Origin of the sequence: Chryseobacterium sp. PTM-20240506 (assembly GCF_048296755.1) — a bacterium.
GTDB lineage: Bacteria > Bacteroidota > Bacteroidia > Flavobacteriales > Weeksellaceae > Chryseobacterium > Chryseobacterium proteolyticum.
In genome coordinates this window covers 906,613-927,000 of sequence record NZ_CP182581.1, presented here as the reverse complement: position 1 = coordinate 927,000, position 20,388 = coordinate 906,613, and the positions used below count along the sequence as shown (strand labels likewise).

General features: G+C 36.4%; 22 protein-coding genes and 2 pseudogenes. 12 read left to right on the top strand and 12 right to left on the bottom strand.

The window, feature by feature from the left end; genetic code table 11:
• Positions 1-20 precede the first annotated feature (20 nt).
• From ACNFU2_RS03980 to ACNFU2_RS03960, 5 genes are all read left to right on the top strand, one after another.
• Positions 21-791, top strand: coding sequence for an XRE family transcriptional regulator (locus ACNFU2_RS03980; protein WP_418123820.1), 771 nt, complete (start codon positions 21-23; stop codon positions 789-791).
• A gap of 198 nt (positions 792-989) precedes the next feature.
• On the top strand, positions 990-1,217 hold the full coding sequence (locus ACNFU2_RS03975) for a glutathione synthase (RefSeq protein WP_306612377.1): 228 nt from the start codon (positions 990-992) through the stop codon (positions 1,215-1,217).
• 12 nt (positions 1,218-1,229) lie between these two features.
• Entirely contained in the window at positions 1,230-1,454 is a 225-nt protein-coding gene (locus ACNFU2_RS03970; protein ID WP_418123819.1) for a hypothetical protein, read from the top strand.
• A 103-nt stretch (positions 1,455-1,557) separates the two neighbouring features.
• Positions 1,558-1,728 carry a lmo0937 family membrane protein gene (locus ACNFU2_RS03965; RefSeq protein WP_172282659.1) on the top strand — a complete coding sequence of 57 codons (171 nt, stop codon included), beginning with the start codon at positions 1,558-1,560 and terminating at the stop codon, positions 1,726-1,728.
• 69 nt (positions 1,729-1,797) lie between these two features.
• Complete coding sequence (locus ACNFU2_RS03960; protein WP_273648053.1) at positions 1,798-2,409, top strand: alpha-ketoglutarate-dependent dioxygenase AlkB family protein; 612 nt, start codon at positions 1,798-1,800, stop codon at positions 2,407-2,409.
• 2 nt (positions 2,410-2,411) lie between these two features.
• Here the strand turns inward: ACNFU2_RS03960 and ACNFU2_RS03955 are convergent, their stop codons facing one another.
• The 6 genes and pseudogenes from ACNFU2_RS03955 to ACNFU2_RS03930 form a co-directional block, all read right to left on the bottom strand.
• Positions 2,412-2,870 (bottom strand): NUDIX hydrolase, encoded by a 459-nt coding sequence (locus ACNFU2_RS03955; protein WP_172282663.1) that lies wholly within the window; start codon positions 2,868-2,870, stop codon positions 2,412-2,414.
• 27 nt (positions 2,871-2,897) lie between these two features.
• The gene (gene acnA, locus ACNFU2_RS03950; protein WP_418123816.1) at positions 2,898-5,669 is read right to left on the bottom strand and encodes an aconitate hydratase AcnA; all 2,772 of its coding nucleotides are present in this window, start codon (positions 5,667-5,669) and stop codon (positions 2,898-2,900) included.
• A 228-nt stretch (positions 5,670-5,897) separates the two neighbouring features.
• Positions 5,898-6,305, bottom strand: a complete 408-nt coding sequence (locus ACNFU2_RS03945; RefSeq protein WP_273648051.1) for a GNAT family N-acetyltransferase — start codon at positions 6,303-6,305, stop codon at positions 5,898-5,900.
• A 75-nt stretch (positions 6,306-6,380) separates the two neighbouring features.
• Complete coding sequence (locus tag ACNFU2_RS03940; protein WP_411247094.1) at positions 6,381-6,812, bottom strand: GNAT family N-acetyltransferase; 432 nt, start codon at positions 6,810-6,812, stop codon at positions 6,381-6,383.
• Positions 6,813-6,815: 3 nt separating this feature from the next.
• Positions 6,816-7,058: a carboxymuconolactone decarboxylase family protein gene (locus tag ACNFU2_RS03935; protein ID WP_418123813.1), complete on the bottom strand. Its 243-nt coding sequence runs from the start codon at positions 7,056-7,058 to the stop codon at positions 6,816-6,818.
• A 33-nt stretch (positions 7,059-7,091) separates the two neighbouring features.
• Positions 7,092-7,154, bottom strand: a pseudogene (locus ACNFU2_RS03930) (carboxymuconolactone decarboxylase family protein); the annotation flags it as partial.
• A gap of 267 nt (positions 7,155-7,421) precedes the next feature.
• Between ACNFU2_RS03930 and ACNFU2_RS03925 the strand changes: the two are divergent.
• Positions 7,422-8,888 (top strand): PLP-dependent aminotransferase family protein, encoded by a 1,467-nt coding sequence (locus tag ACNFU2_RS03925; RefSeq protein ID WP_418123811.1) that lies wholly within the window; start codon positions 7,422-7,424, stop codon positions 8,886-8,888.
• 56 nt (positions 8,889-8,944) lie between these two features.
• On the opposite strand, the gene ACNFU2_RS03920 is transcribed toward ACNFU2_RS03925, so the two are convergent.
• On the bottom strand, positions 8,945-9,940 hold the full coding sequence (locus ACNFU2_RS03920; protein WP_418123809.1) for an aldo/keto reductase: 996 nt from the start codon (positions 9,938-9,940) through the stop codon (positions 8,945-8,947).
• A gap of 115 nt (positions 9,941-10,055) precedes the next feature.
• Between ACNFU2_RS03920 and ACNFU2_RS03915 the strand changes: the two genes are divergently transcribed.
• A complete protein-coding gene (locus ACNFU2_RS03915; protein ID WP_172282669.1) occupies positions 10,056-11,321 on the top strand; it encodes an NAD(P)/FAD-dependent oxidoreductase in 1,266 nt (421 codons plus the stop codon).
• 5 nt (positions 11,322-11,326) lie between these two features.
• On the opposite strand, the gene ACNFU2_RS03910 is transcribed toward ACNFU2_RS03915, so the two are convergent.
• Positions 11,327-11,761: a low affinity iron permease family protein gene (locus ACNFU2_RS03910; protein ID WP_273648046.1), complete on the bottom strand. Its 435-nt coding sequence runs from the start codon at positions 11,759-11,761 to the stop codon at positions 11,327-11,329.
• Between the two features lie 265 nt (positions 11,762-12,026).
• Here ACNFU2_RS03910 and ACNFU2_RS03905 point away from each other — a divergent pair, with 265 nt between their 5' ends.
• Positions 12,027-12,644: a DUF892 family protein gene (locus tag ACNFU2_RS03905; RefSeq protein WP_418123807.1), complete on the top strand. Its 618-nt coding sequence runs from the start codon at positions 12,027-12,029 to the stop codon at positions 12,642-12,644.
• A gap of 65 nt (positions 12,645-12,709) precedes the next feature.
• On the opposite strand, the pseudogene ACNFU2_RS03900 reads toward ACNFU2_RS03905, so the two are convergent.
• The 3 genes and pseudogenes from ACNFU2_RS03900 to ACNFU2_RS03890 form a co-directional block, all read right to left on the bottom strand.
• Positions 12,710-13,611 (bottom strand): annotated as a pseudogene (locus ACNFU2_RS03900) (helix-turn-helix domain-containing protein).
• Between the two features lie 16 nt (positions 13,612-13,627).
• Positions 13,628-14,626, bottom strand: a complete 999-nt coding sequence (locus tag ACNFU2_RS03895) for an aldo/keto reductase (protein ID WP_306612356.1) — start codon at positions 14,624-14,626, stop codon at positions 13,628-13,630.
• Positions 14,627-14,759: 133 nt separating this feature from the next.
• Complete coding sequence (locus ACNFU2_RS03890; RefSeq protein ID WP_418123804.1) at positions 14,760-15,704, bottom strand: aldo/keto reductase; 945 nt, start codon at positions 15,702-15,704, stop codon at positions 14,760-14,762.
• Positions 15,705-16,319: 615 nt separating this feature from the next.
• Here ACNFU2_RS03890 and ACNFU2_RS03885 point away from each other — a divergent pair.
• From ACNFU2_RS03885 to ACNFU2_RS03875, 3 genes are read left to right on the top strand one after another with little or no spacing between them, the layout of a single operon-like run.
• Positions 16,320-16,625, top strand: a complete 306-nt coding sequence (locus ACNFU2_RS03885) for a hypothetical protein (RefSeq protein WP_418123803.1) — start codon at positions 16,320-16,322, stop codon at positions 16,623-16,625.
• Positions 16,626-16,638: 13 nt separating this feature from the next.
• Positions 16,639-16,977, top strand: a complete 339-nt coding sequence (locus tag ACNFU2_RS03880; RefSeq protein ID WP_418123801.1) for a hypothetical protein — start codon at positions 16,639-16,641, stop codon at positions 16,975-16,977.
• A gap of 46 nt (positions 16,978-17,023) precedes the next feature.
• Positions 17,024-17,740, top strand: coding sequence for a GLPGLI family protein (locus ACNFU2_RS03875; RefSeq protein WP_418123799.1), 717 nt, complete (start codon positions 17,024-17,026; stop codon positions 17,738-17,740).
• Positions 17,741-17,836: 96 nt separating this feature from the next.
• On the opposite strand, the gene ACNFU2_RS03870 is transcribed toward ACNFU2_RS03875, so the two are convergent.
• Entirely contained in the window at positions 17,837-19,651 is a 1,815-nt protein-coding gene (locus tag ACNFU2_RS03870) for a hypothetical protein (RefSeq protein ID WP_418123797.1), read from the bottom strand.
• Between the two features lie 238 nt (positions 19,652-19,889).
• Between ACNFU2_RS03870 and ACNFU2_RS03865 the strand changes: the two genes are divergently transcribed.
• On the top strand, positions 19,890-20,354 hold the full coding sequence (locus tag ACNFU2_RS03865) for an SRPBCC family protein (RefSeq protein ID WP_172282683.1): 465 nt from the start codon (positions 19,890-19,892) through the stop codon (positions 20,352-20,354).
• The last annotated feature ends 34 nt before the right edge of the window (positions 20,355-20,388 follow it).

Below are 20,388 nucleotides of genomic sequence, written 5' to 3'. Positions count from 1 at the left end.
TGTTGATATAATTTGTATCAATGTCAATTTTAGCAGAAAATATAAGGTATTTACGATATCAATTGAAATTATCTCAACAAGCTGTAGCAGATGAGTTATTAATAACACGCGGACGGTATGCAAAATATGAAGATGGCGCTTCACAACCTCCGATAGAGCTATTGATTAAGATGTCCAGGTACTATAGGGTAAGTATCGATCTGATGGTAACGATAGACCTTAAGAAATATCCATTAAATGATATTATTAATCTTCCCGATAACAGAATTGTGCTCCCCGTCGTAGTTGATCAATCAGGAAATAACAGCATTGAAATTATTCCTCAGAAAGCATCGATGGGATACCTGTCCGGATATACCGATCCAGGGTACATTGAAAGCCTCCAGAATATCTCCCTACCCTTTCTTACAAATGGAAAATACAGGGCTTTTCCTGTAGAAGGAGATTCGATGCCGCCTTTTAAAGATGGTTCTTATATTGTCGGAAAATACATTGAAAAAACAGAAGACCTGAAGCCTGATAAAACATACATCTTCGTAACGTTAAATGATGGAATTACTTATAAAAGATTTAAATCCAGAAAAGAAAATGCACTTCATATAGCGGCTGACAATCCATTTTATGAGCCTTATGATATTATTTTGAGTGATTTACTGGAAGTTTGGGAATATGCCTGTGGAATTTCGATCCGGGAATTTGAAAATGAAGACCACACCCAAAGTGTAAAAGATATGTTTCTGGAATTGCGGAGAGATATCAAAAATCTTAATCAAAAGGTATCAGGATTGTAGTGATGATAAAAATAAATCCGTTTTAAGTTGAATTACCTTATAAATGATTGATTATCAAAATATATGAAATCCTGCAGATATGCTATTGATAATGGGATTGATTGCTGTGTTGTATGTTAAAAGTGAAAAAAAATAACATATTTGTAAAAAATGGCATAATTTATTCTTTATATAAACCGAATTCTTATACTTTATATCATGGCACATCGAAATTTACATAAAGAAGATTTTGTACCAACTGATGACGGACGATATCAGGTTGAATACAAAAAAACAGAAATTGGGGAAGGCTCGAATCTTACTGTAGAGAAAAGAAATGAAGATGGAAGTTATGAGGTTATACAGGCTATGATAAGAAGACTGAACGACCGTATTTTTATCAGTTGGAGTGAGCCGTTTGAGGGCAGACTTATCTTTGAAAAGTAATAAAAAAGCAATATGAAGTACAACGAAGCAGTTCAGCATAGAAAAGAATCTTTAAAAAAAGCTGATGAGACGGTATTGAAGGATTATCATATCATTATTACCCCAGCTAATACGGAAGAGAGTCAAAAATACATTGAGGCTTTTCTGAAAGCTCCTGATAAATTTGATGATGAAAGTTGTAAAAAGTTTTGTTCGGATGGTGAATATCAGGTTGTAAGTTTTAGAAAAGAGGAGTAACCAACGAAAGAAACGTATTGAGGTTCTGAATTCAGGATAAAAATTGAATAACAAAAGGCATAAGGTATGCTTTAATAAAATAAATCACTTAAAATATACAGTTATGAGAAGTTTATTATGGTTAGTCGCAGTTATTTGTATTGTTGTTTGGCTTTTAGGAATGCTAAACGTTATACCCGGAATAAGTACCGGATATTTAGTTCATGTTTTATTGGTTATTGCCATTATTGTCGTTCTTTATAATATTATTTCAGGCAGAAAGCCTCTTGATTAAAATTTAAAATATTAAAATATCCTTTACCGGATTATTTACCGGTGAAGGATATTTTTTTAATTTCTTACAATGGACCAGCTTAGCTTATTTGATGCAGAAGAATATTACCAGTTTCCTAAAGAGTTATTGGAATATACAGATCATTTCCTATCACAACAGGAAGCAAAAGAGCTTCAGGAGTTTTTAATGGAAACTGCCCCATGGATCCAGACGACTCAGAAAATGTATGACAAAGAAGTTTTGACGCCACGCCTGACCGCTTGGTATGGAGACGAAGGCAAATCTTATCAGTTAAGTGGTACCCGTGTTGTGGTTAATCCATGGTCACCTGAATTACTGGCATTGAAACAGCGTTTGGAACAGACAACCGGATATACATTCAATTCGGTATTACTGAACCTGTACAGAAATGGCAATGATTCCGTTGCGTGGCACAGGGACAGAGACAGTGAGTTGGGGAACCGGCCTGTGATCGCTTCTCTGAGTCTTGGACAGGTCAGAAATTTTGATTTCCGTAAAGTGGATGATCATCATTTAAAATACAGCCTCCCTCTTTCGCATGGATCGCTGTTGATCATGAAAGGTAATTTGCAGGTTAACTGGGAACATAGAATTGCGAAATCAACCAAGCCTATGCAACCCCGGATCAACCTTACTTTTCGATTGATTAAAGAATTGTAATCTTACTTTTGCAACAGTTCCTCCAGTTCTGAAAGGAACAACACCTGCGCTGGATTAATACGTATTTTTGCTTCTTCTGAATCGAACCATTCCCATTGGTCTACCTCCGGTATTTCCATACGTTTTCCTGATCTTGGCGGCCATTCTATTTGTAAAGAATTGCTGAAAAGCTGTGTCGTTTCAATATCTGTTTCTATTGCCCAGGCATGCACTGTTTTACCTCCTTTCTGCCGGATGGGAGTCAGTCCTATGAATTCTCCTTCTATAGATTGTCCGGTTTCCTCTTTAAATTCTATGCGGGCCCGTTCCAGGGGATCTTCCCCCTGTTCTATTTCTCCTTTGGGAATGGACCAGGCACCTTTATCTTTATTCTTCCAGAAGGGGCCTCCCGGATGAACTAGAAAATAAAACAGATGGTTATTTTCTTTTTTAAATAATAAGATGCCTGCACTTGTTTTCATTCCATCGTATAGTCCGGATTCCGGAGATTAATTATTCTTTAAATAATCCCGCAAAACGTACTGTAATATTCCCTGGTTTTTATAATATTCAATTTCTATTGCCGAATCTAATCTTGCCTTAACGGTGAATACTGTTTCTTTTCCTGAAGGGTGTACAGCTTTTACATTAAGCATTTTATGCGGAACCAGATTTTCCTCTAAACCGGTGATGGTATACGTTTCCGTTCCGTCCAATCCTAAAGAGGCTGCATTTTCTCCATCATTGAAAACCAATGGTGCCACACCCATTCCAACCAGATTGCTTCTATGGATACGTTCAAAGCTTTCAGCGATCACCGCTTTTACACCTAACAGGAAAGTTCCTTTTGCAGCCCAGTCACGGGAGGATCCTGATCCATATTCTTTACCCGCTAAAATAATCAGTGGTGTCTGGTCTTTTTGGTATTGCATCGCCGTATCAAAAACCGTTTTAACTTCTCCTGTAGGTAAATAACGACTGTATCCACCCTCTCTGTCAGCTATTTTATTTTTTATCCTTACGTTGGCAAAAGTTCCGCGCATCATCACTTCATGATTTCCTCTTCTGGAACCATAAGAATTAAAATCTTCTTTGTTTACATTATTGGCTTTCAGATAACTTCCTGCCGCAGAGTCTTCTTTAAAAGATCCCGCCGGTGAAATATGATCGGTGGTTACAGAGTCTCCGAGATACAGCAGCACTTTTGCATTTTTTATATCGGTTACAGGATCCGGCTGAGCCTTGATATTTTCAAAAAAAGGAGCTTCTTTGATATAGGTTGAGCTTTTGTTCCATTCGAAATTCTGATCCAGGTTAACTTCAAGATCCTGCCAGTCTTCTGAACCATCAAAGATTACATTATAAACGTCTTCAAAATCTTCCTGTTTCATGCACTCATTGATCGTTCTTTGGATCTCTTCGCATGAAGGCCAGATATCTTTTAAATAGACGGGCTGTCCATTCGGATCATAGTCCAGAGGGTCTGTAATTAAATTGATATCAACATGTCCAACCAAAGCATAGGCAACAACCAACATTGGTGACATGAGAAAATTCATCTTAACCTGCGGATGCACTCTTGCCTCAAAATTCCTGTTTCCGGAAAGTACCGAAGCTACTACCAGCTCGCCATTATCAACTGCTGTTGCAATAGCAGGTGGAAGTGGTCCTGAATTTCCGATACATGAGGTACAGCCATAGCCGACTGTATGAAAGCGAAGTGCCTCCAGATCTGTATTAAGTCCGGATCTTTCAAGGTATTTTGTAACGACTTTGGAACCTGGTGCCAGAGATGTCTTAACCCATGATTTTGTTCGAAGTCCTTTTTCTATGGCATTTCGGGCTAAAAGTCCTGCTCCTACCATAACAGCAGGGTTTGATGTGTTGGTGCAACTGGTAATCGCTGCAATTACAATGCTTCCGTCACTTAAGACAAATTCAGAATTATTTTGTTTGATCCTTACAGTTCGTAAAGAGTCCTGAATAACTTCCGAATGAAGTTCTCCTTCAATAGGAACTTTTCCAAACGTAAATTCCGTTCCCGAACCTCCGTCCGCTAACCAGGCATACTCTGTTCTTTTGGAAATAGGTTCGTAATTACGATGATGCTCGTCTTTTAAAACTTCAGAAAATTTCTGGCTAAGATCTTTAACTAAAATTTTATCCTGAGGACGTTTAGGCCCGGATACCGTTGGTTCAAGGGTCGACAGATCAAGTTCTGCGACGGATGAATATTTAATTTCTTCCGTTCCGGTTCTCCATAAAAGATTTTCTTTGCAGTATTCCTCAACAATTTTGATCTGTTCCGGAGAACGGTTGGTAGCATGCATGTATTCCAAAGTACGTGAGTCGATAGGGAAATAAGTAACCGTACATCCGAATTCCGGAGACATATTGGAAATGGTAGCACGGTCGGTAACCGTTAAATGATCCAGCCCTTCACCAAAGACTTCCACAAATTTCCCAACTACTCCCTGGTTTCTAAGGATCTTTGTGATTGAAAGAACCATATCGGTAGCAGTACAATGATCAGGAATTTTTCCTGTCAGTTTTAAACCTACTACCTCAGGACAGGTAAAGAAAATAGGCTGTCCCAGCATAGCTGCTTCCGCTTCTATTCCACCAACACCCCAGGCGATAACCCCGATTCCGTTTACCATTGGCGTGTGTGAGTCTGTTCCTACCAATGTATCAGGAAAGAGCCATCCGTCTCTGCTGATCACCCCTTTTGCTAAATATTCCAGGTTAACCTGATGGCATATTCCCATTCCGGGAGGAACTACGGTAAAATTATTCAACCCGTGTTGTGCCCATTTCAGAACTTCATACCGTTCCTTATTCCTTTCAAACTCCAGTTCTACATTCCGGTCATAAGAATAATCGGTTCCGAAATAGTCTACCTGAACGGAATGGTCGATAACCAGATCTACCGGAATAGCTGGATTGATCTTTTGTCCGTTTTTTCCCTGCCTCACAAATTCTGCCCTTAAAGAAGCCATATCTACTACTGCCGGTACTCCTGTGAAATCCTGCATCAGGATCCTGGCGGGTTTAAAAGGGATATCCTTATCATTAGGAGCAGGTGTCCATTGCAGTAAGGTATTGATATGTTCGTCTGTAATACCAAAGCCGTCATAATTCCTTAAAACATTTTCTAGAAGAATACGGATACTGAACGGAAGATGATCCACACCTCCCGGCAGGTTTCTTAAAGAGCTATAAGTATAAGATTTTCCATCAATAGTAATTTGTTGTACAGATTTTGCGTTTGGGGTGTTCATTTCAGGTGTTTTTTATTATATATACTAAGTTACCTCAAAAAAAGAAATATGAAAAGAACATTAGGATATATTAACATTAAAGAACCTTTTTTTTTCTTTAGTCTACTTCTACTTAACCCAAAAGATAGATGGGGAATTGTTAAAACGAAAATATTGCCTTATCCATAATGATAAAATAATATGTTTGTTTACTTAGTTAATCACAAAAGAGGTGATGAATTCAACTTATTATTTAAGAGCATCAATATCATCCAGAATGTAGCATTGTTCCCACTGTACCATTCCAATCTTAGGATAATAATGTATCGCTTTTGGAGCTGCCAGCAAGATAAGTTTTGCTTCGGGAGTTTCTTTTTTAGTTAAACGGATAAGTTCTTTTCCGATGCCTGTTTTCTGGTATGCTTTATCCACGGCAAGATCTGATAGATAAGTGCAGTAAACGAAATCTGTTAACGATCTGGCAATTCCTACCAGCTTTCCCTGATCACGCGCTGTTACAATGAGGTTTGCATGTTCCAGCATTCCATTGATTCTTCTGGAGTTATTTACAGGTCTTCTTTCGCCAAGGGTTGAAGTGAGGAGAATATCGGTAAACTCTTCAGTGCTTATTTTTTCTTCTATTTGATAACTGATCATTTTTATTTTATTGATTTTTAGATAGTTAGATTGAGTGATAGATTTCCGTTTGTCAGATTGATTTTTTTACATCAGTTAAGAAATCTTTTTTGCAAAATGATTACAGGCAAGGACATAGCCTTTATTAAGATATAAACGGTGTGCGTCATGGAGCATATAACCACTATCCAGATGAACAGACTGTATTCCTGTTGTTTCCGCTTCTTTGGTTACGTGATCCAATAACAAACCTGCAAATCCTTTACTACGACATTCAGAAGAAGTGAACAGATCATCTATATAAATAATCTTACCGGTCCTCAGCATTTGTAGCGGGCGGTAGCCAATAAATGCTACAGCTTTTGTATTGGTATCGTTGGGGATATAATGTAGTTTAAAACCTTCCTCATTCATCATTTCTATAATCTGATCAACATAATTATCTTCCTTCAGATTCGTACGGAACTGAAGAATTACTTCTTTGCAAAATTCTATGTCTGCTCTTGTTTTTGCTTCTTTTACTTCCATTATTTATTGATTTTTGTATTGTACGGGGTGCATCTGAAGACCAACACCAATACGGTTCCAGCTATTGATGCTGATAGCGGCTAATATCAAATGAGCTGTTTTTTCTTCTCCGAAAGTTTCTACAGCTTTGTCATATACGCTATCGCTTATTCCATGAGAGCCTATTAATGTAATCTCTTCAGTAAGCTGTAAAATAATCTGTTCTTCAGTAGTAAACCAGTTTTTAGCCTCATGCCAGGCACTCAATACGTAAATCCGCTGTGGATTTTCTCCATATTGAACAGCATCAGTAATATGTTTATTAAGGCAATATGCACAACCGTTTAATTGTGAACCGCGGATCTTGATTAATTCAAAATGAAGAGGGTCTATTCCTTTTTAATAAGGTCGTCCATTTCTTTCATCAATTGATAAGCCTGTGGCAGGTATTTCTGTAATGCGAGTCTCTTTTTCATAACTAAATTTTAATTAATGCAAGTAGTTTAACTTCAATTGTTTTATTTGTTTTAATGATACAAAATTAGACCGCAGGAAAGGTGGTAATCGGAGCCAGATTTATTTAATTTGGTAGTCCAGATTATTTATATTTGTAGTAGTAAATTCCAGATTATGCTTCCTTATAAGAATCTGATTCTCATTAATGCGGATACAACTGAACCTCTGTATCGACAGATTGCAGCCCAGCTTATTTCATTAATTCAGGAAGGAAAGCTCCTTCCCGGAACCCTGTTGCCAAGTACCAGAGGTCTTGCATTTGATCTTCAGCTTCATCGAAAGACAATTACTGCAGCTTATGATGTTCTGGTTTCAGAAGATTGGGTGGATAATCTGCCGAGGAAAGGATATAGGGTATCTTATGATTTGCCCCGGATTAAACCCAGATCTTATAAAAAAAATAAAATAAGTGCCTTTGCGCATAAAGGAGCAATCAACTTTGAACGTTTGGAAATGATCTTAAATCCTGTTCTCTCTGTTGAAAACAGCAGGATAATTATCGATGATGGTTTGCCGGATATTTCACTTTTACCGGTTACAACCATAACCAAACAGTTTAAAAAGGCATTGGATGAAATTACATATAAAGCTGTTTTGAGGCATAGGATATCAGAAAACTCCAATCTTTCTATTGCATTATCTACTTTTCTGAAGCATACCCGGGGATTGGATATGGAGATAGAAAATATTTTTACCACACGTGGTGCGCAAATGGCAATTTATATTGCTGCTTCGCTTATTATAAAGCCAGGTGATAAAGTAATTGTAAGCGACCCGAGCTACTTTATCGCAAATCTTGTTTTTGAAAAATTAGGGGCCGAGCTTATCCGCGTACCCGTAGATAATGAAGGAATGTGCACACGATCGGTTGAGGAGGTTCTGCAGAAAAATGATATTAAAATGATCTACATTATCCCTCATCATCATCATCCTACTACAGTGACGATGAGTGTAGAAAGAAGACAACATATGCTGAAATTGATTAAATCATATGATATTGCAGTTATTGAAGACGATTACGATTATGATTTTCAGTTTAAATATGACCCTTATCTTCCTCTGGCCAGTGGGGATCATAATGGAAGAGTTATTTATATAGGTTCTCTTACAAAAGTTCTTGGGACTCCTTTCCGCCTTGGATATATGGTGGCTACAGCCGATTTTTTAGAAGCTGCCCGTAAGCTTAGAAAACTTATTGATATCAGGGGTGATGCTATTATTGAAGAGGCAGCAGCCGGACTCATTAACAATGGTGATCTAGCCCGTCATATTCAGAGATCCAACCGTTTGTATGCCCAACGATGTGATCTGGTTTCAGAATTGATCAGTAAAGAATTGACTGATGTTGTTACTTTTACAAAACCAACGGGAGGAATGGCATTATGGCTAAAATTTAATTCTGAATTTAAATTGTCGGATATTTTGAAGAAAGCACATAAAGATGGTTTGGTTGTTTCCGGGACTGTTTATTGTACCGGAAAAAACGCCCAGTTGAATGCCTGCCGGTTTGGGTTTGCTTCTTTGAATGAGAATCAACTGACAGAAGCGGTTGAATTGTTGAAAAAAGCAGCCGGAGTATAAGCCATCAAATAAAAGCCTCTCACAATGAGAGGCTTCTGTTTAATAATATTAAAATTCTACCTGTAATCTGGGATCTGAGCTTTTTCATAAATCAATCCCTCAGATTTTATCTCATTCCAGAAATCAGGAGGAATTACAGCATTCAGTCCTTCTACATTGTCATGCACCTGATCCGGCTGACTGGCTCCGGGAATAATGGCCGCAAATTCATCAGCCGCCAAAACAAATTGCAGGGCTGCATGTACAATGTCTGTGTTGTATTTTTTTGCTATTTCTGCAATCCGGTCTCTTTTTTCTGTCATCCCTTTGGGAATGACGTCTTTATAATTATAGCGGTTTCTCCCCGCAATAAATCCTGAATTATAACCGGCTCCGGAAACCAGTTTTACCCCAGCTTTTTTTACGGCCGGAAGTAGTCTGTCTACGGCATCTTCATGTTCTAAAATAGAATATTGGGTAGCAGAAAGGCAGATGTCTGGGTCAGCAGCTTCAATGCAGTCCAAAATAGGCTCTATTTTATTAACACCCATTCCCCAGGCTTTTATAATTCCTTGTTCCCTTAACTCTGAAAGTACTTTAAAAGCTCCTTCCTTTGCCTGTTTCAGAAAGTAAGGATACCGGTCACCGACCTGATCTTCAGAAAGATCATGGATGTATACAATATCAATATGGTCGAGCCCTGATCTTTCAAGGCTTTCATCGATTGACCTTTTTATAGCATCTGCTGTATAATCATGCCGGAAGTCATAATTTAATGGATTCTTCCACATGGTGGGTGGAACCTCAGATTTAGGGACTTCCTTAAATAATCTGCCTACTTTTGTAGAGAAAACAAAGTCATCTCTATCCTTACCCTGTAAAAACTGTCCAAATCTTCTTTCGCTTTTTGTCAATCCGTACCAGGGTGAGGTATCATAGTACCGTATGCCCAGGTCCCAGGCCTTTTGCAGGACTTCGTGCGCTTCTTCATCCGTAATGTCAGCAAAAGCAGTTCCTATAGCTACTCCTCCTAATCCTAATTTGTGCTTTTCCGTTAGAATGTCTGTTTTCATATGTTACTTTTTATGTTGGGTTATAGTAAAGCAAGCAAACATTGTGCATTTATGAACTTTAATTTTTTTTGGTCTTATTATTGGACTCTTACTGTAACCACTCAAAATAGTAAGTATGAAAAAGCACATCATCATTGTAGGCGGAGGATTTGCTGGGATTAATCTCATCAAATCACTTAAAAATGACGAACGGTTTGAGATCACATTGATTGATAAAAATAATTACCATTTCTTTCCTCCTCTCATCTACCAGGTAGCCACTTCTTTTATTCAGGCTTCAAATATCAGTTATCCTTTCAGAAGAATGATTTCAAAGTTCCGAAATGTACGGTTTCACATGGGAAATCTAATTAAGGTGGTTTCAGAAACCAAAACCGTAGAAACTGATACCGGAAATTTAAGCTATGATTATCTCGTTCTTGCTTTAGGAACCGAATCTAATTTTTTCGGGATGGAAAATGTTCAGAGGTGTGCACTTCCTATGAAAAGTATTACTGAAGCTCTTTATCTTCGAAATCATATGCTTCTGACCCTGGAAGAAGCGGCAAGAAATAAGGATATGAAAGCAGCAGGTCGTCTTCAGAATATTGTTATTGCAGGAGGTGGACCTACAGGAGTGGAACTTGCTGGGATGCTGGCAGAAATGGGAAAATATATTGCTGAAAAAGAATATCCAGAAATTAAACTGGGGCTTTCCAACCTGTATCTTATTGATGCCCTTCCTACCCTTCTTTCCCCGATGAGCGAAATGGCCCAGAAAACTTCTTATGAGACACTGAAAAAATTAGGGGTAAAAATTATTCTGAACGTCTCTGTGAAAGATTATATTGACAATAAAGTAATCCTTTCTGATGGAAGATCCATTGAAACCGAGACCCTGATCTGGACATCCGGTGTCATAGGCCGGGAAGTTCCCGGTATTCCAAAAGAAGCTATCGGTCGTGGAAGAAGAATACTGGTAGACGGATATAATGAAGTGGAAGGAATGAGAAATATTTACGCTGTAGGCGACATTTGTCTTCAGCTCACGGAAAAAAAATATCCAAACGGGCATCCTCAACTGGCGCAGGTAGCCATACAGCAAGCGCATAACTTAGCTGATAACTTTAAGTATATTGCACAAGGTAAACCTTTGAAACCTTTCGAGTATAATGACAAAGGAAGCATGGCAATTATTTCTAAATACAATGCGGTAGTAGACCTCCCAAAATTTTCTTTTAAAGGTTTTATAGCATGGCTTACCTGGTTATTTATTCATATCATTCCTTTGGTAGGATTTGGAAGTAAGGTCCGTCTTGCTTTTGATTGGCTTCGGTTGTTTATTACCAATAACCCTTCCATCCGTTTAATACTCTATCCAAAGAGGAATACAGATAAATAACAGTTTTATTTATACCGCTGATTACAGGCAGATTTTGATTGCTCATCTATTGATATTGAACGGGTGGGAGAAGCTTCTTTTTTAGGTAGTTTTCCCAGTTTTTCATAGAATTTATGAAGCTGGTCCAGTTCATCTTCTGTAAGATCTTCAATATCTACGATCCGGTTACTGGCGTGTTCATGAGCAGCAATTAGCTCGTTAAGTTTAATCTGTATGGCTTTTGAGTCCTTATTTTGTGCTTTTTGGATAAGGAAAACCATGAGAAAAGTAATTATTGTGGTTCCGGTATTGATAACCATCTGCCAGACTTCCGAAAAATTAAATATAGGTCCTACGGAAGCCCAGGCAATAACGAGGATTGTTGCTGTGATAAATGCAGCGGCACTACCAGTAAAATAAACAGCTTTATCTGCGAATTTGTCAAAAAGATTCTTTTTCATAATAATAGTGGATTGGAAGACATACATTTTAGTGATGCTTAATGTCTTTTCATTTATTTCGAATATAAAGATTCAGCAACTGTTATTTTTATGATCATAGTCATAATTAGAATTAGTAATTGCGTATTTAATTCTATTTATTTTTATTCAATATTTCATTTTTAAGTTAAATTAATGTTAAGTATTTAAATAATTTGAGGTTTCGTTGTTGCGTTTGGCTTTATTATTGTAACCAGTTAATGCATAAACCACAAAAAATATTAATATGGCAACGAGTACAAAAACACCAGGAAAAAAAACGGCAACGTCTTCAAGAGCCAGATCGGCATCAACCCCGGCTAAAAAAACAGCCGCGGTAAAAACTCCGGCAAGAAAGGTTCCCGCTAAAAAGGATGCGGCAAAGGAACTCAAGGATCTGTTTGAAGATGGGCTTAAGGATATTTACTGGGCTGAAAAAGCACTAACGAAAGCTCTTCCGAAAATGGAAAAAAATGCTGAAGATAAAGGCCTGAAGAAAGCGATATCAAGTCACCTGGCTGAAACCGAAAACCATGTAAAAAGATTGGAAGAATGTTTTGCTGCTTTGGGCAAGAAAGCTCAGGCAAAAAAATGTGATGCCATGCAGGGATTGCTGGATGAAGGGAAAAGTATTATGGAAGAAACACAACCAGGCTCTGTACGGGATGCCGGAATTATTGCAGCATCACAGAAAGTAGAACATTATGAAATTGCAACCTATGGTACTTTAGCAGCTTATGCTAAGGTTCTGAAGCAAACCAAATGTCTGAAAATTTTATTAAAAACATTGGAAGAAGAGAAAAAATGCGATGAACTCCTTACCAGTATCGCAGATACTGCTCTGAATAAGAAAGCAATGAAATAATATGATTAATACAACAAAGAATCCTCAATTTTAATTGAGGATTTTTTTTTATAAAAATTTAGGTATTATTTTATTCCGAAGGAAGTTCTGAACTCCATCGGAGCCATTTTTGTTTTCTTTTTAAATAGAGTGCTGAAAGACTGAGGATGTTCAAAGCCTAATGCATAGGCGATTTCACTCACAGATAAATTAGTGGTCGACAGTTTTTCTTTAGCCTTTGCTATTAATTTTTCATGAATATGTTGTTGGGTATTCTGCCCTGTATGAATTCTTAACAGATCACTGAGATAATTAGGAGATAGGTTCATTGCTTCAGCAATAAGCTGAACGGTTAACAAACCCTTATCTACAGATTGTTCATGATCAAAATAATCATTCAGAAAAGCTCGAATTTTGTTAGGAGCTGATGATTGCTGTTTTTGCGGGTAATAAACTGCCGTTCATAAAAACGATTGGAATAATTAAGCAAAAGATCAATCTGAGATAAAATAATATCCTGGGTATGACGATCGATATGCTGACATTCTTTATCTATTTTTTTGAGTATTGCAATCAGATCATCTTCCTCATCTTCCGATAAATGTAAAGCTTCATTTACCGCATAGGAGAAAAAACCATAACCCGTAATCGAAGATGCCAAAGGATGTTTCAATAAAAAATCAGGATGAAAGATCAATAAGTAACCTGATCCGCATTCCATATTTTGCAAGTCTAAATACTGTACCTGGTTAGGTGCAGTAAAGCTTAATACTCCTTTATCATAGTCATAATGCTGCTGACCATATTTGATCTTGCCTTTTGCTTCTCTTTTCAAGGCAACACAGTAAAATCTGTTCACAAAACCTTTCCATATTTCATCTTCCAGAAATATAGAATGGGAAAGATTAATAACACTTACCAACGGATGTTTAGGTTCCGGTAAGGATAATAGGCGATGAAAAGCTGAAACCGACTGAATAGCATTCATAAAACAAATGTAATAATTAATCTAACAGTCCCATACTGAATTCATCATATTGAGCTCCCGTATCAGTGCCTAAAGGAATAATGCTTTCCAGTTTTAAAATTTCCTCTTCTGTAAGCTGAATATGAACAGCATCAATATTCTGTTCCAGATATTTTCTGCGTTTTGTTCCTGGAATCGGGACAAAGCCTTTACTGATAATCCATGCTAATGCAAGTTGGGAAGACGTAATGTTCTTCTCTTTTGCCATAGACTCAATGGCTTCTACCAGTTTAATATTTTTATAAAAATGTTGTTCCTGAAAACGAGGGATTGCGCGTCGGAAGTCATTTTCAGGCAAGTCATCAATGGAACGGATTTGTCCGGATAAAAAACCGCGTCCGAGCGGAGAATAAGGCACAAACCCTATTTTTAGCTCTTGTAATGTTGTAATCACTCCTCTTTCTTCTACTGTACGCTCAAATAATGAATATTCACTTTGTACAGCTGTAATGGGATGAACAATATGGGCTCTTTTGATGGTTTCTGAAGATACTTCCGATAAGCCGATGTATTTCACTTTTCCTTCTTTTACCAGGTCGCTCATTGCTCCTACAGTTTCCTCTATAGGTGTGTTTTTATCCAGCCGATGCATATAATAAAGATCAATATAATCGGTCTTTAAGTTTTTTAAGGAACGTTCTACTGATTTCTTTACATAATCCTTCTTTCCGTTGATGGCCCAGGTAACCTTATCCTGGTCATTGATTTCCCAACCAAATTTGGTAGCAATAATATATTGGTCCCGATTGTTTTCCGTAGCTTTGGCAATAAGCTGCTCATTTTTAAACGGACCGTAAAGATCTGCTGTATCAAGAAAATTACCTCCTAGCTCCAATGATCTGTGAATGGTCGCAATAGCTTCCTTCTCATCTGCTTCACCATACATATTTCCATCTTCAAAACCTGTCATGCCCATACATCCTAAACCTATAACAGGAACTTTCAATCCCTGATTTCCTAATTGTATTGTATTCATTTTCATACTGTTTATTTAATAATTCAAAATTCGTAAGAAATAAAAAACAGCATGTATGCAAAACACTGAACAACGTATGTAAATCAAGGGTATATAGATCATAAAAACAAAAGCCTCGTATGAGGCTTTGTTTTTATTTGCTTGCTTCATTCAGAAGCTGTACATCTTCATTACTCAGATGAAGTTCAGTCGCTTTAAACAAGGTTTGTAATTGAGACTGGCTGGTTGCGCTTACGATAGGTGCGGTAATAAGTGGATTGGCTAATAGCCATGCTAATGCCACAGAAGCCTGGTTGGCCTGATGTTTTTCACTTACCTGATCCAAAGCTTTTAATACTCGCTCCCCTTTTTCATTCAGATATTTGCGGACACCTTCTCCCCTGGCACTTTTAGAAAGATCTGCTTCACTGCGGTATTTTCCGGTTAGAAAACCTGCCGCTAAAGACCAGTATGGGAATACGCTCAAATCATATTTTTCCACCAAAGGAGCGTAATTTTTTTCAAATTTTTCACGCTCTAATAAATTATAATGAGGTTGTAAAGCGACATACCTGGGTAAATTATTCTTTTCTGAAGCTTCAAAAGAAGCGGTAAGCCGTTCCGGAGTAAGATTGGAAGCTGCAATATAACGCACCTTTCCGGCTTTTATAATTTCGTCATACGCCGCAAGAGTTTCCTCAACCGGGGTTTTATGATCATCAAAGTGGGTATAATAAAGATCTATATGATCGATCTGTAATCTTTTCAGAGATTCGTCAACAGATTTCAGGATATGTCTTTTACTGATATCAAAACCATGTTCTTTGGTTTCTGATCCTACTTTAGTCGCAATGACAAGATCGTTTCTTTTGCCCCGGCTCTTCAACCATTTTCCGATAATTTCTTCAGACTGTCCCCCTCTTCCATTTACCCACCAAGAATAGGTATCAGCAGTATCTATAAAATTGAATCCGGCTTCTGTAAACTGATCCAGGATGTCAAAAGATTGTTGCTCATCCAATGTCCATCCGAAAACGTTTCCTCCGAAATTAATCGGTGCGACCGATAAATCCGTATTTTTTATCATTCTCTTTTCCATACATTAAAAATTAATTTTTTAGTCATAATCATTGATGTGGTGCTCTATGAACCCACAATTGAAAACTGTTAAGATAGTTGATCTCCTTGTTTTCTGAATTGTTTGAAGATGTAGAATTATCTTCAGTAGTATAAAATTAAAGAAAAATTTTCTTAAGAATAGCGGACAGAAGATTATTTAAGATAATATTAATACAATACGGTTGATCATAAGAGTTTATTCTGTCAATTAAGATTATGATTTTAAATACAAAGACGCAAAGGAATTTAATGATGATACTTTTTAAGGGGCAAAGATTTTTGGAAGGTATGGGGTAATAAAATTTTAGATTCTTTCAACACTGTATATTTAATTGACCTTAAAGATTTAACTCAGTATGAGATCATTGAAAGGCTGCAAAAACTTGAAATTTGGCTAAAAAGTTTGAGCTTAATGAAAAGCAATTGAAATAAATCATAGAAAATTATGAAGCATAAATAATGTTTACCTTTTTCACATTCTATACAAGCAGAAAGTTTTAGTAAATAGGGCTTCCCGTAATGGTGAATAAAAATAATTTTGTACTATTGTAATGATTGCAATCACAAAAAAATATTAAAATTAAAAACGATCAAAATGAAAAAATTAATTCTTATTTTAGGTATTGCTACATCAGGTATATTGTGTGCCGCTTCCCCAACAAAAAGTAATGTAAAATCTGCTGAAACGATTAATGCAGCGCAAAATAATATTAAAAAAATTAGCTTTAATGGGTTTATAGCTTATGATACTACCTGTTGTGGCACATGCTATCAATACGGAACTTATACAGAGCAAACTGTGGGAGGTATTACATATTGGGAATTTGAGTCAGCTAGTCAAGCTACATCATCGACTGTTATCACACCTCCTTGTACTGGAGCAGGATCATACATGGGTTAATATTGAAATTAATATGAAAAACTTACTTATTTTATCTACTTTCTTTTTACTTTTTTCTTGCAGCAGAAAAAATGCTCAAGCATTAGAATTTCAAAAATTACCAATTGTTGATTATAATAATTCTGATGAATTTTTTAAGAATTCCGGTAAAGTTAAAGGTTACTTTGACAAACAAAAAAAGCAAACGGTAATAATTGCTAATGATAAGGTTATAGATTTTGAAACCTTTCATAAATTAATGGATACAGAAAAGGTGCGTACAATAAAAGTAATTGAGGACAGTACAGAAATAAGTAAATTAAATTACCCGTATAATGATGTCAAAAAAATTATTATTGTAACCAAAAAATAAACTATCCAGGTGGCTGTTATATCAGCCACCTTTTATATAATAAAATATGAAAAAAATACTCTCCATTGTTTCTATATTTTTATTTGGGATTGTGCTTTCACAGAATAAGAAATTTAAAGTGTTTAAGTCTCATACTCAAATAATTTACAATGTTGATTTTAAAGCAGATTCAACACTAAGTACTAAAAGTGATGATATGCTTACTTTATATATTGGTGATAATGAATCAATTTTTCAAAATGATAAAAAATATAAAATTGATTCAATAATAGATAGTCAGCTGTTTTTTCAAATGTCATCAAGACCAATGTTCAAGGTGTCTCATGTAATAAAAAAAGATTATCAACAACCTGATTTGATATATAGTGATAAAATTGAAAATATAAACTTTGGCTATAAGGAAAAAAGTCCTGCGATGCAGTGGAAACTTATTGATGAGAAAAAAAATGTTTTAACATACGAATGTTATAAGGCAGAAGCTACATTTAGAGGTAGAAAATTTATTGCATGGTACACAAAAGATATCCCAATAGCTGATGGCCCATATAAATTTGCTGGTTTACCGGGGCTTATTCTTGAAGTATATGATGATCAGGAAAACTTTCATTATAAACTTTTAGCTATTACAAAAAAGTCCCAAAATATTCTATACGATGAGAATATCAATTTTATTGACCGTAAGAAAATGATTGAGGCTAGAATGAATGTAATCAAGAAGTTTACAAAAGGAAATATAAAAATAAATCCTATAGAAAAAAATTAAAAAGACACCCATTGTGGTGTCTTTTGTTAAAAGCCATCCTGAATATTTTCTAGTATTCGGATTTGAATTTATCCTTATTATAGAATTACAGGTATGTTAGTTTTTATTTTCTATCTGTGGAATTATAATTTGTGAGATCATTACTTTACACTCTTCAAGTTGATGTTTCATATTTTCTTTTTCTTTATTAAAAAATGCGGTGGTACAGAACAGGTTTTCGTAGTAAGCAATGCCTTCCAGTAGATTTTTTCTGAAGATATTCCATTTCTTTGTTTGGGAAAGAGTAACCGTGTCAGTTACCGCTTTGATTTCCTTTTTCAGGTGGTCCACATACATTTTCAGCTCATTAATGAACATATTCGGGCGTTTATTGTCCGGAAGGATATTGCCGTTGCCATAGATGTGCTGAACCATTTCAGTGAGAGAAACTTCTTTATCAAAATAAGCCAGATTAGGTCCCGGACAAATAACTACACCTTGATCCTCTCCTTTTATTTGAATCTCCTGTTCCATATAGGCTGCATTCACAAGCCCCACACATAAGCAGGCCTTATTAGTTATTTCTTTTTTCCTGTTGTTAAACTCTTCTTCACTGAGGGTTTCTTTTTCTTTCTCAAGCTCTTTTAATTTGATAGCTTGGTATTTCCGTGATGCCGTGCAGTTTCCTTTGGAGGAATATTCTTTGTTTAGTGCAAGCAGTTTTTTGGGACAGGAACTACCGTACTTTCCGTGAGCCTCTTTTTGATGTTTAAGAAGTTCATTGGAGGTTCCCCGGACAGTATTAAAAGGAACTCCTAAAGGTGAAATCGTACTGAGATAAAAATCATTTTCTTTAGATCGGGCCAGGAGATCGCGGGTTACTTTATCTACAGATGTCGCTTCAGGAACCAGTAAAAATGGAGAGCCCCATCCTACACTGTCTGCATGATAATATTCAAGTAAAAAATCATGTTCTTCGGAAGTTCCTACTCCTCCCTGAACGGTAATTTTTACTTCCGGCGGTTGAGTAGCCGTATATCTGTCTTTTTGTTCTAAAGCTGCAATCATAAGAGTATAAGCAGAATTTATGAGTTCATTCTTTTTCTGTTTGAATTCTTCCAAAATGGGACCTAATAATAAGCCCTCCGTTGCAAAAGCGTGACCACCACAGTTGAGCCCGGATTCAACTCTGTATTCTGAGACCCATAATCCCTTTTTTGCTAAAAAATTTCCCTGGATCATGGCGGAACGGAAATCACTTACCTTGAGGATGATCTTTTTTTTCAGATTTCCATTTTTGTCCGGAAAAAAATCATCAAATTCTTCGAGGTAGCTGTATAAACGTGGATTCATTCCTGCGGAAAGTACCACAGATGAAGAGAGTCTGCTATGAGCAAATCCCCGTAACGACGCGTGGGCGTCATTATGCATTACAGGAAGCTGTTCATTTTTCGCGAAATTATCCTTATCTACTTTTGTCATAATATTCACATCTATATTCCCGGGACTGAGATGAGCGTCAATAAATTTTCTGATACCGGAACCTACATAGTCTTTTTGATCTGCAAAATCCTGCAATCTGCTTTTAATAGAAGAAGTGTTCGGTAGCATGCCTATAAATTCTCTGAGTGTTTCTGCATTCTTGATAATCTCCTGCTTAAAGGATTCGAACTTTTTATTAACGATGTCATCTACCATATTAAGGTAGTCCGTTATTCTTCTAGCTCTGTAATCTTCAGTTTTTGTAGAGATGAATGGATAATTGAGATTGAATTTTCCAGCGTAAAAATTCTTCATTTTTTCTATAATCTCGTCATCTATGATCGAAATAACGGAGGAAATTCCATATTGTGCAACCCGTATCGGACTGTCAATAGTATAGGCTAGTCCCATCACCGGAATATGGAAACTGTGTAAGGGTTTATTTGTCATTTTGTTTTGATAAAAATAGGACGGAAAGATAGCCTGAAATAGTGGGTTATTTTATACCCTTTTCTACTAAAGTATACGGATATGGTATATTACATTTTCCTTTATTAAAAGGGTAAACAGAGAATTTATTCATGTCGACCTTTTATTTATGAAAAAAAATAAAAAGAACACTTGTTTTTTAAAACTAATGACTTAACTTTTCCCTAAGGACTCAAACTTTTAAAATTGACGATACAAAATGGTACATCAACTTCAACGTGAACAGCAGCTTTATTGTGATCTGGAAACAGCATGGAGATTTTTTTCTTCAGCCAATAATCTTTCAAAAATTACTCCAAAAGATATGAACTTTATTGTCCTGACCAAGCTGGAGAATGATGAAATTTATGAAGGGATGATAATTGATTATTATGTTTCTCCATTGCTGGGGATTAAGATGAGCTGGCAAACTGAGATTATTCAGGTTTCTTTTCAAAAAAGCTTTACTGATTTTCAGAAAAAAGGACCTTATAAACTTTGGAATCACTTTCACGAATTCATTCCCAACGAAAAAGGTGTTTTAATGAGGGACACGATTAATTATGAGCTGCCAATGGGTGTTTTAGGAGAAGTAGCCCATGGGCTTTTTGTGAAAAAGAAAATTGAACATATTTTTAATTATCGTTATCAGATTCTGGAAAAAATGTTTAATGAGAAAAAGTAATCTGACTTTTAGTTCATGAATTTGTCATCAATAC

Coding starts and splice junctions, on each gene's coding strand:
- ACNFU2_RS03980 (WP_418123820.1), top strand. CDS start 21: ATGTCAATTTTAGCAGAAAATATAAGGTATTTACGATATCAATTGAAA.
- ACNFU2_RS03975 (WP_306612377.1), top strand. CDS start 990: ATGGCACATCGAAATTTACATAAAGAAGATTTTGTACCAACTGATGAC.
- ACNFU2_RS03970 (WP_418123819.1), top strand. CDS start 1,230: ATGAAGTACAACGAAGCAGTTCAGCATAGAAAAGAATCTTTAAAAAAA.
- ACNFU2_RS03965 (WP_172282659.1), top strand. CDS start 1,558: ATGAGAAGTTTATTATGGTTAGTCGCAGTTATTTGTATTGTTGTTTGG.
- ACNFU2_RS03960 (WP_273648053.1), top strand. CDS start 1,798: ATGGACCAGCTTAGCTTATTTGATGCAGAAGAATATTACCAGTTTCCT.
- ACNFU2_RS03955 (WP_172282663.1), bottom strand. CDS start 2,870: ATGAAAACAAGTGCAGGCATCTTATTATTTAAAAAAGAAAATAACCAT.
- acnA (WP_418123816.1), bottom strand. CDS start 5,669: ATGAACACCCCAAACGCAAAATCTGTACAACAAATTACTATTGATGGA.
- ACNFU2_RS03945 (WP_273648051.1), bottom strand. CDS start 6,305: ATGATCAGTTATCAAATAGAAGAAAAAATAAGCACTGAAGAGTTTACC.
- ACNFU2_RS03940 (WP_411247094.1), bottom strand. CDS start 6,812: ATGGAAGTAAAAGAAGCAAAAACAAGAGCAGACATAGAATTTTGCAAA.
- ACNFU2_RS03925 (WP_418123811.1), top strand. CDS start 7,422: ATGCTTCCTTATAAGAATCTGATTCTCATTAATGCGGATACAACTGAA.
- ACNFU2_RS03920 (WP_418123809.1), bottom strand. CDS start 9,940: ATGAAAACAGACATTCTAACGGAAAAGCACAAATTAGGATTAGGAGGA.
- ACNFU2_RS03915 (WP_172282669.1), top strand. CDS start 10,056: ATGAAAAAGCACATCATCATTGTAGGCGGAGGATTTGCTGGGATTAAT.
- ACNFU2_RS03910 (WP_273648046.1), bottom strand. CDS start 11,761: ATGAAAAAGAATCTTTTTGACAAATTCGCAGATAAAGCTGTTTATTTT.
- ACNFU2_RS03905 (WP_418123807.1), top strand. CDS start 12,027: ATGGCAACGAGTACAAAAACACCAGGAAAAAAAACGGCAACGTCTTCA.
- ACNFU2_RS03895 (WP_306612356.1), bottom strand. CDS start 14,626: ATGAATACAATACAATTAGGAAATCAGGGATTGAAAGTTCCTGTTATA.
- ACNFU2_RS03890 (WP_418123804.1), bottom strand. CDS start 15,704: ATGGAAAAGAGAATGATAAAAAATACGGATTTATCGGTCGCACCGATT.
- ACNFU2_RS03885 (WP_418123803.1), top strand. CDS start 16,320: ATGAAAAAATTAATTCTTATTTTAGGTATTGCTACATCAGGTATATTG.
- ACNFU2_RS03880 (WP_418123801.1), top strand. CDS start 16,639: ATGAAAAACTTACTTATTTTATCTACTTTCTTTTTACTTTTTTCTTGC.
- ACNFU2_RS03875 (WP_418123799.1), top strand. CDS start 17,024: ATGAAAAAAATACTCTCCATTGTTTCTATATTTTTATTTGGGATTGTG.
- ACNFU2_RS03870 (WP_418123797.1), bottom strand. CDS start 19,651: ATGACAAATAAACCCTTACACAGTTTCCATATTCCGGTGATGGGACTA.
- ACNFU2_RS03865 (WP_172282683.1), top strand. CDS start 19,890: ATGGTACATCAACTTCAACGTGAACAGCAGCTTTATTGTGATCTGGAA.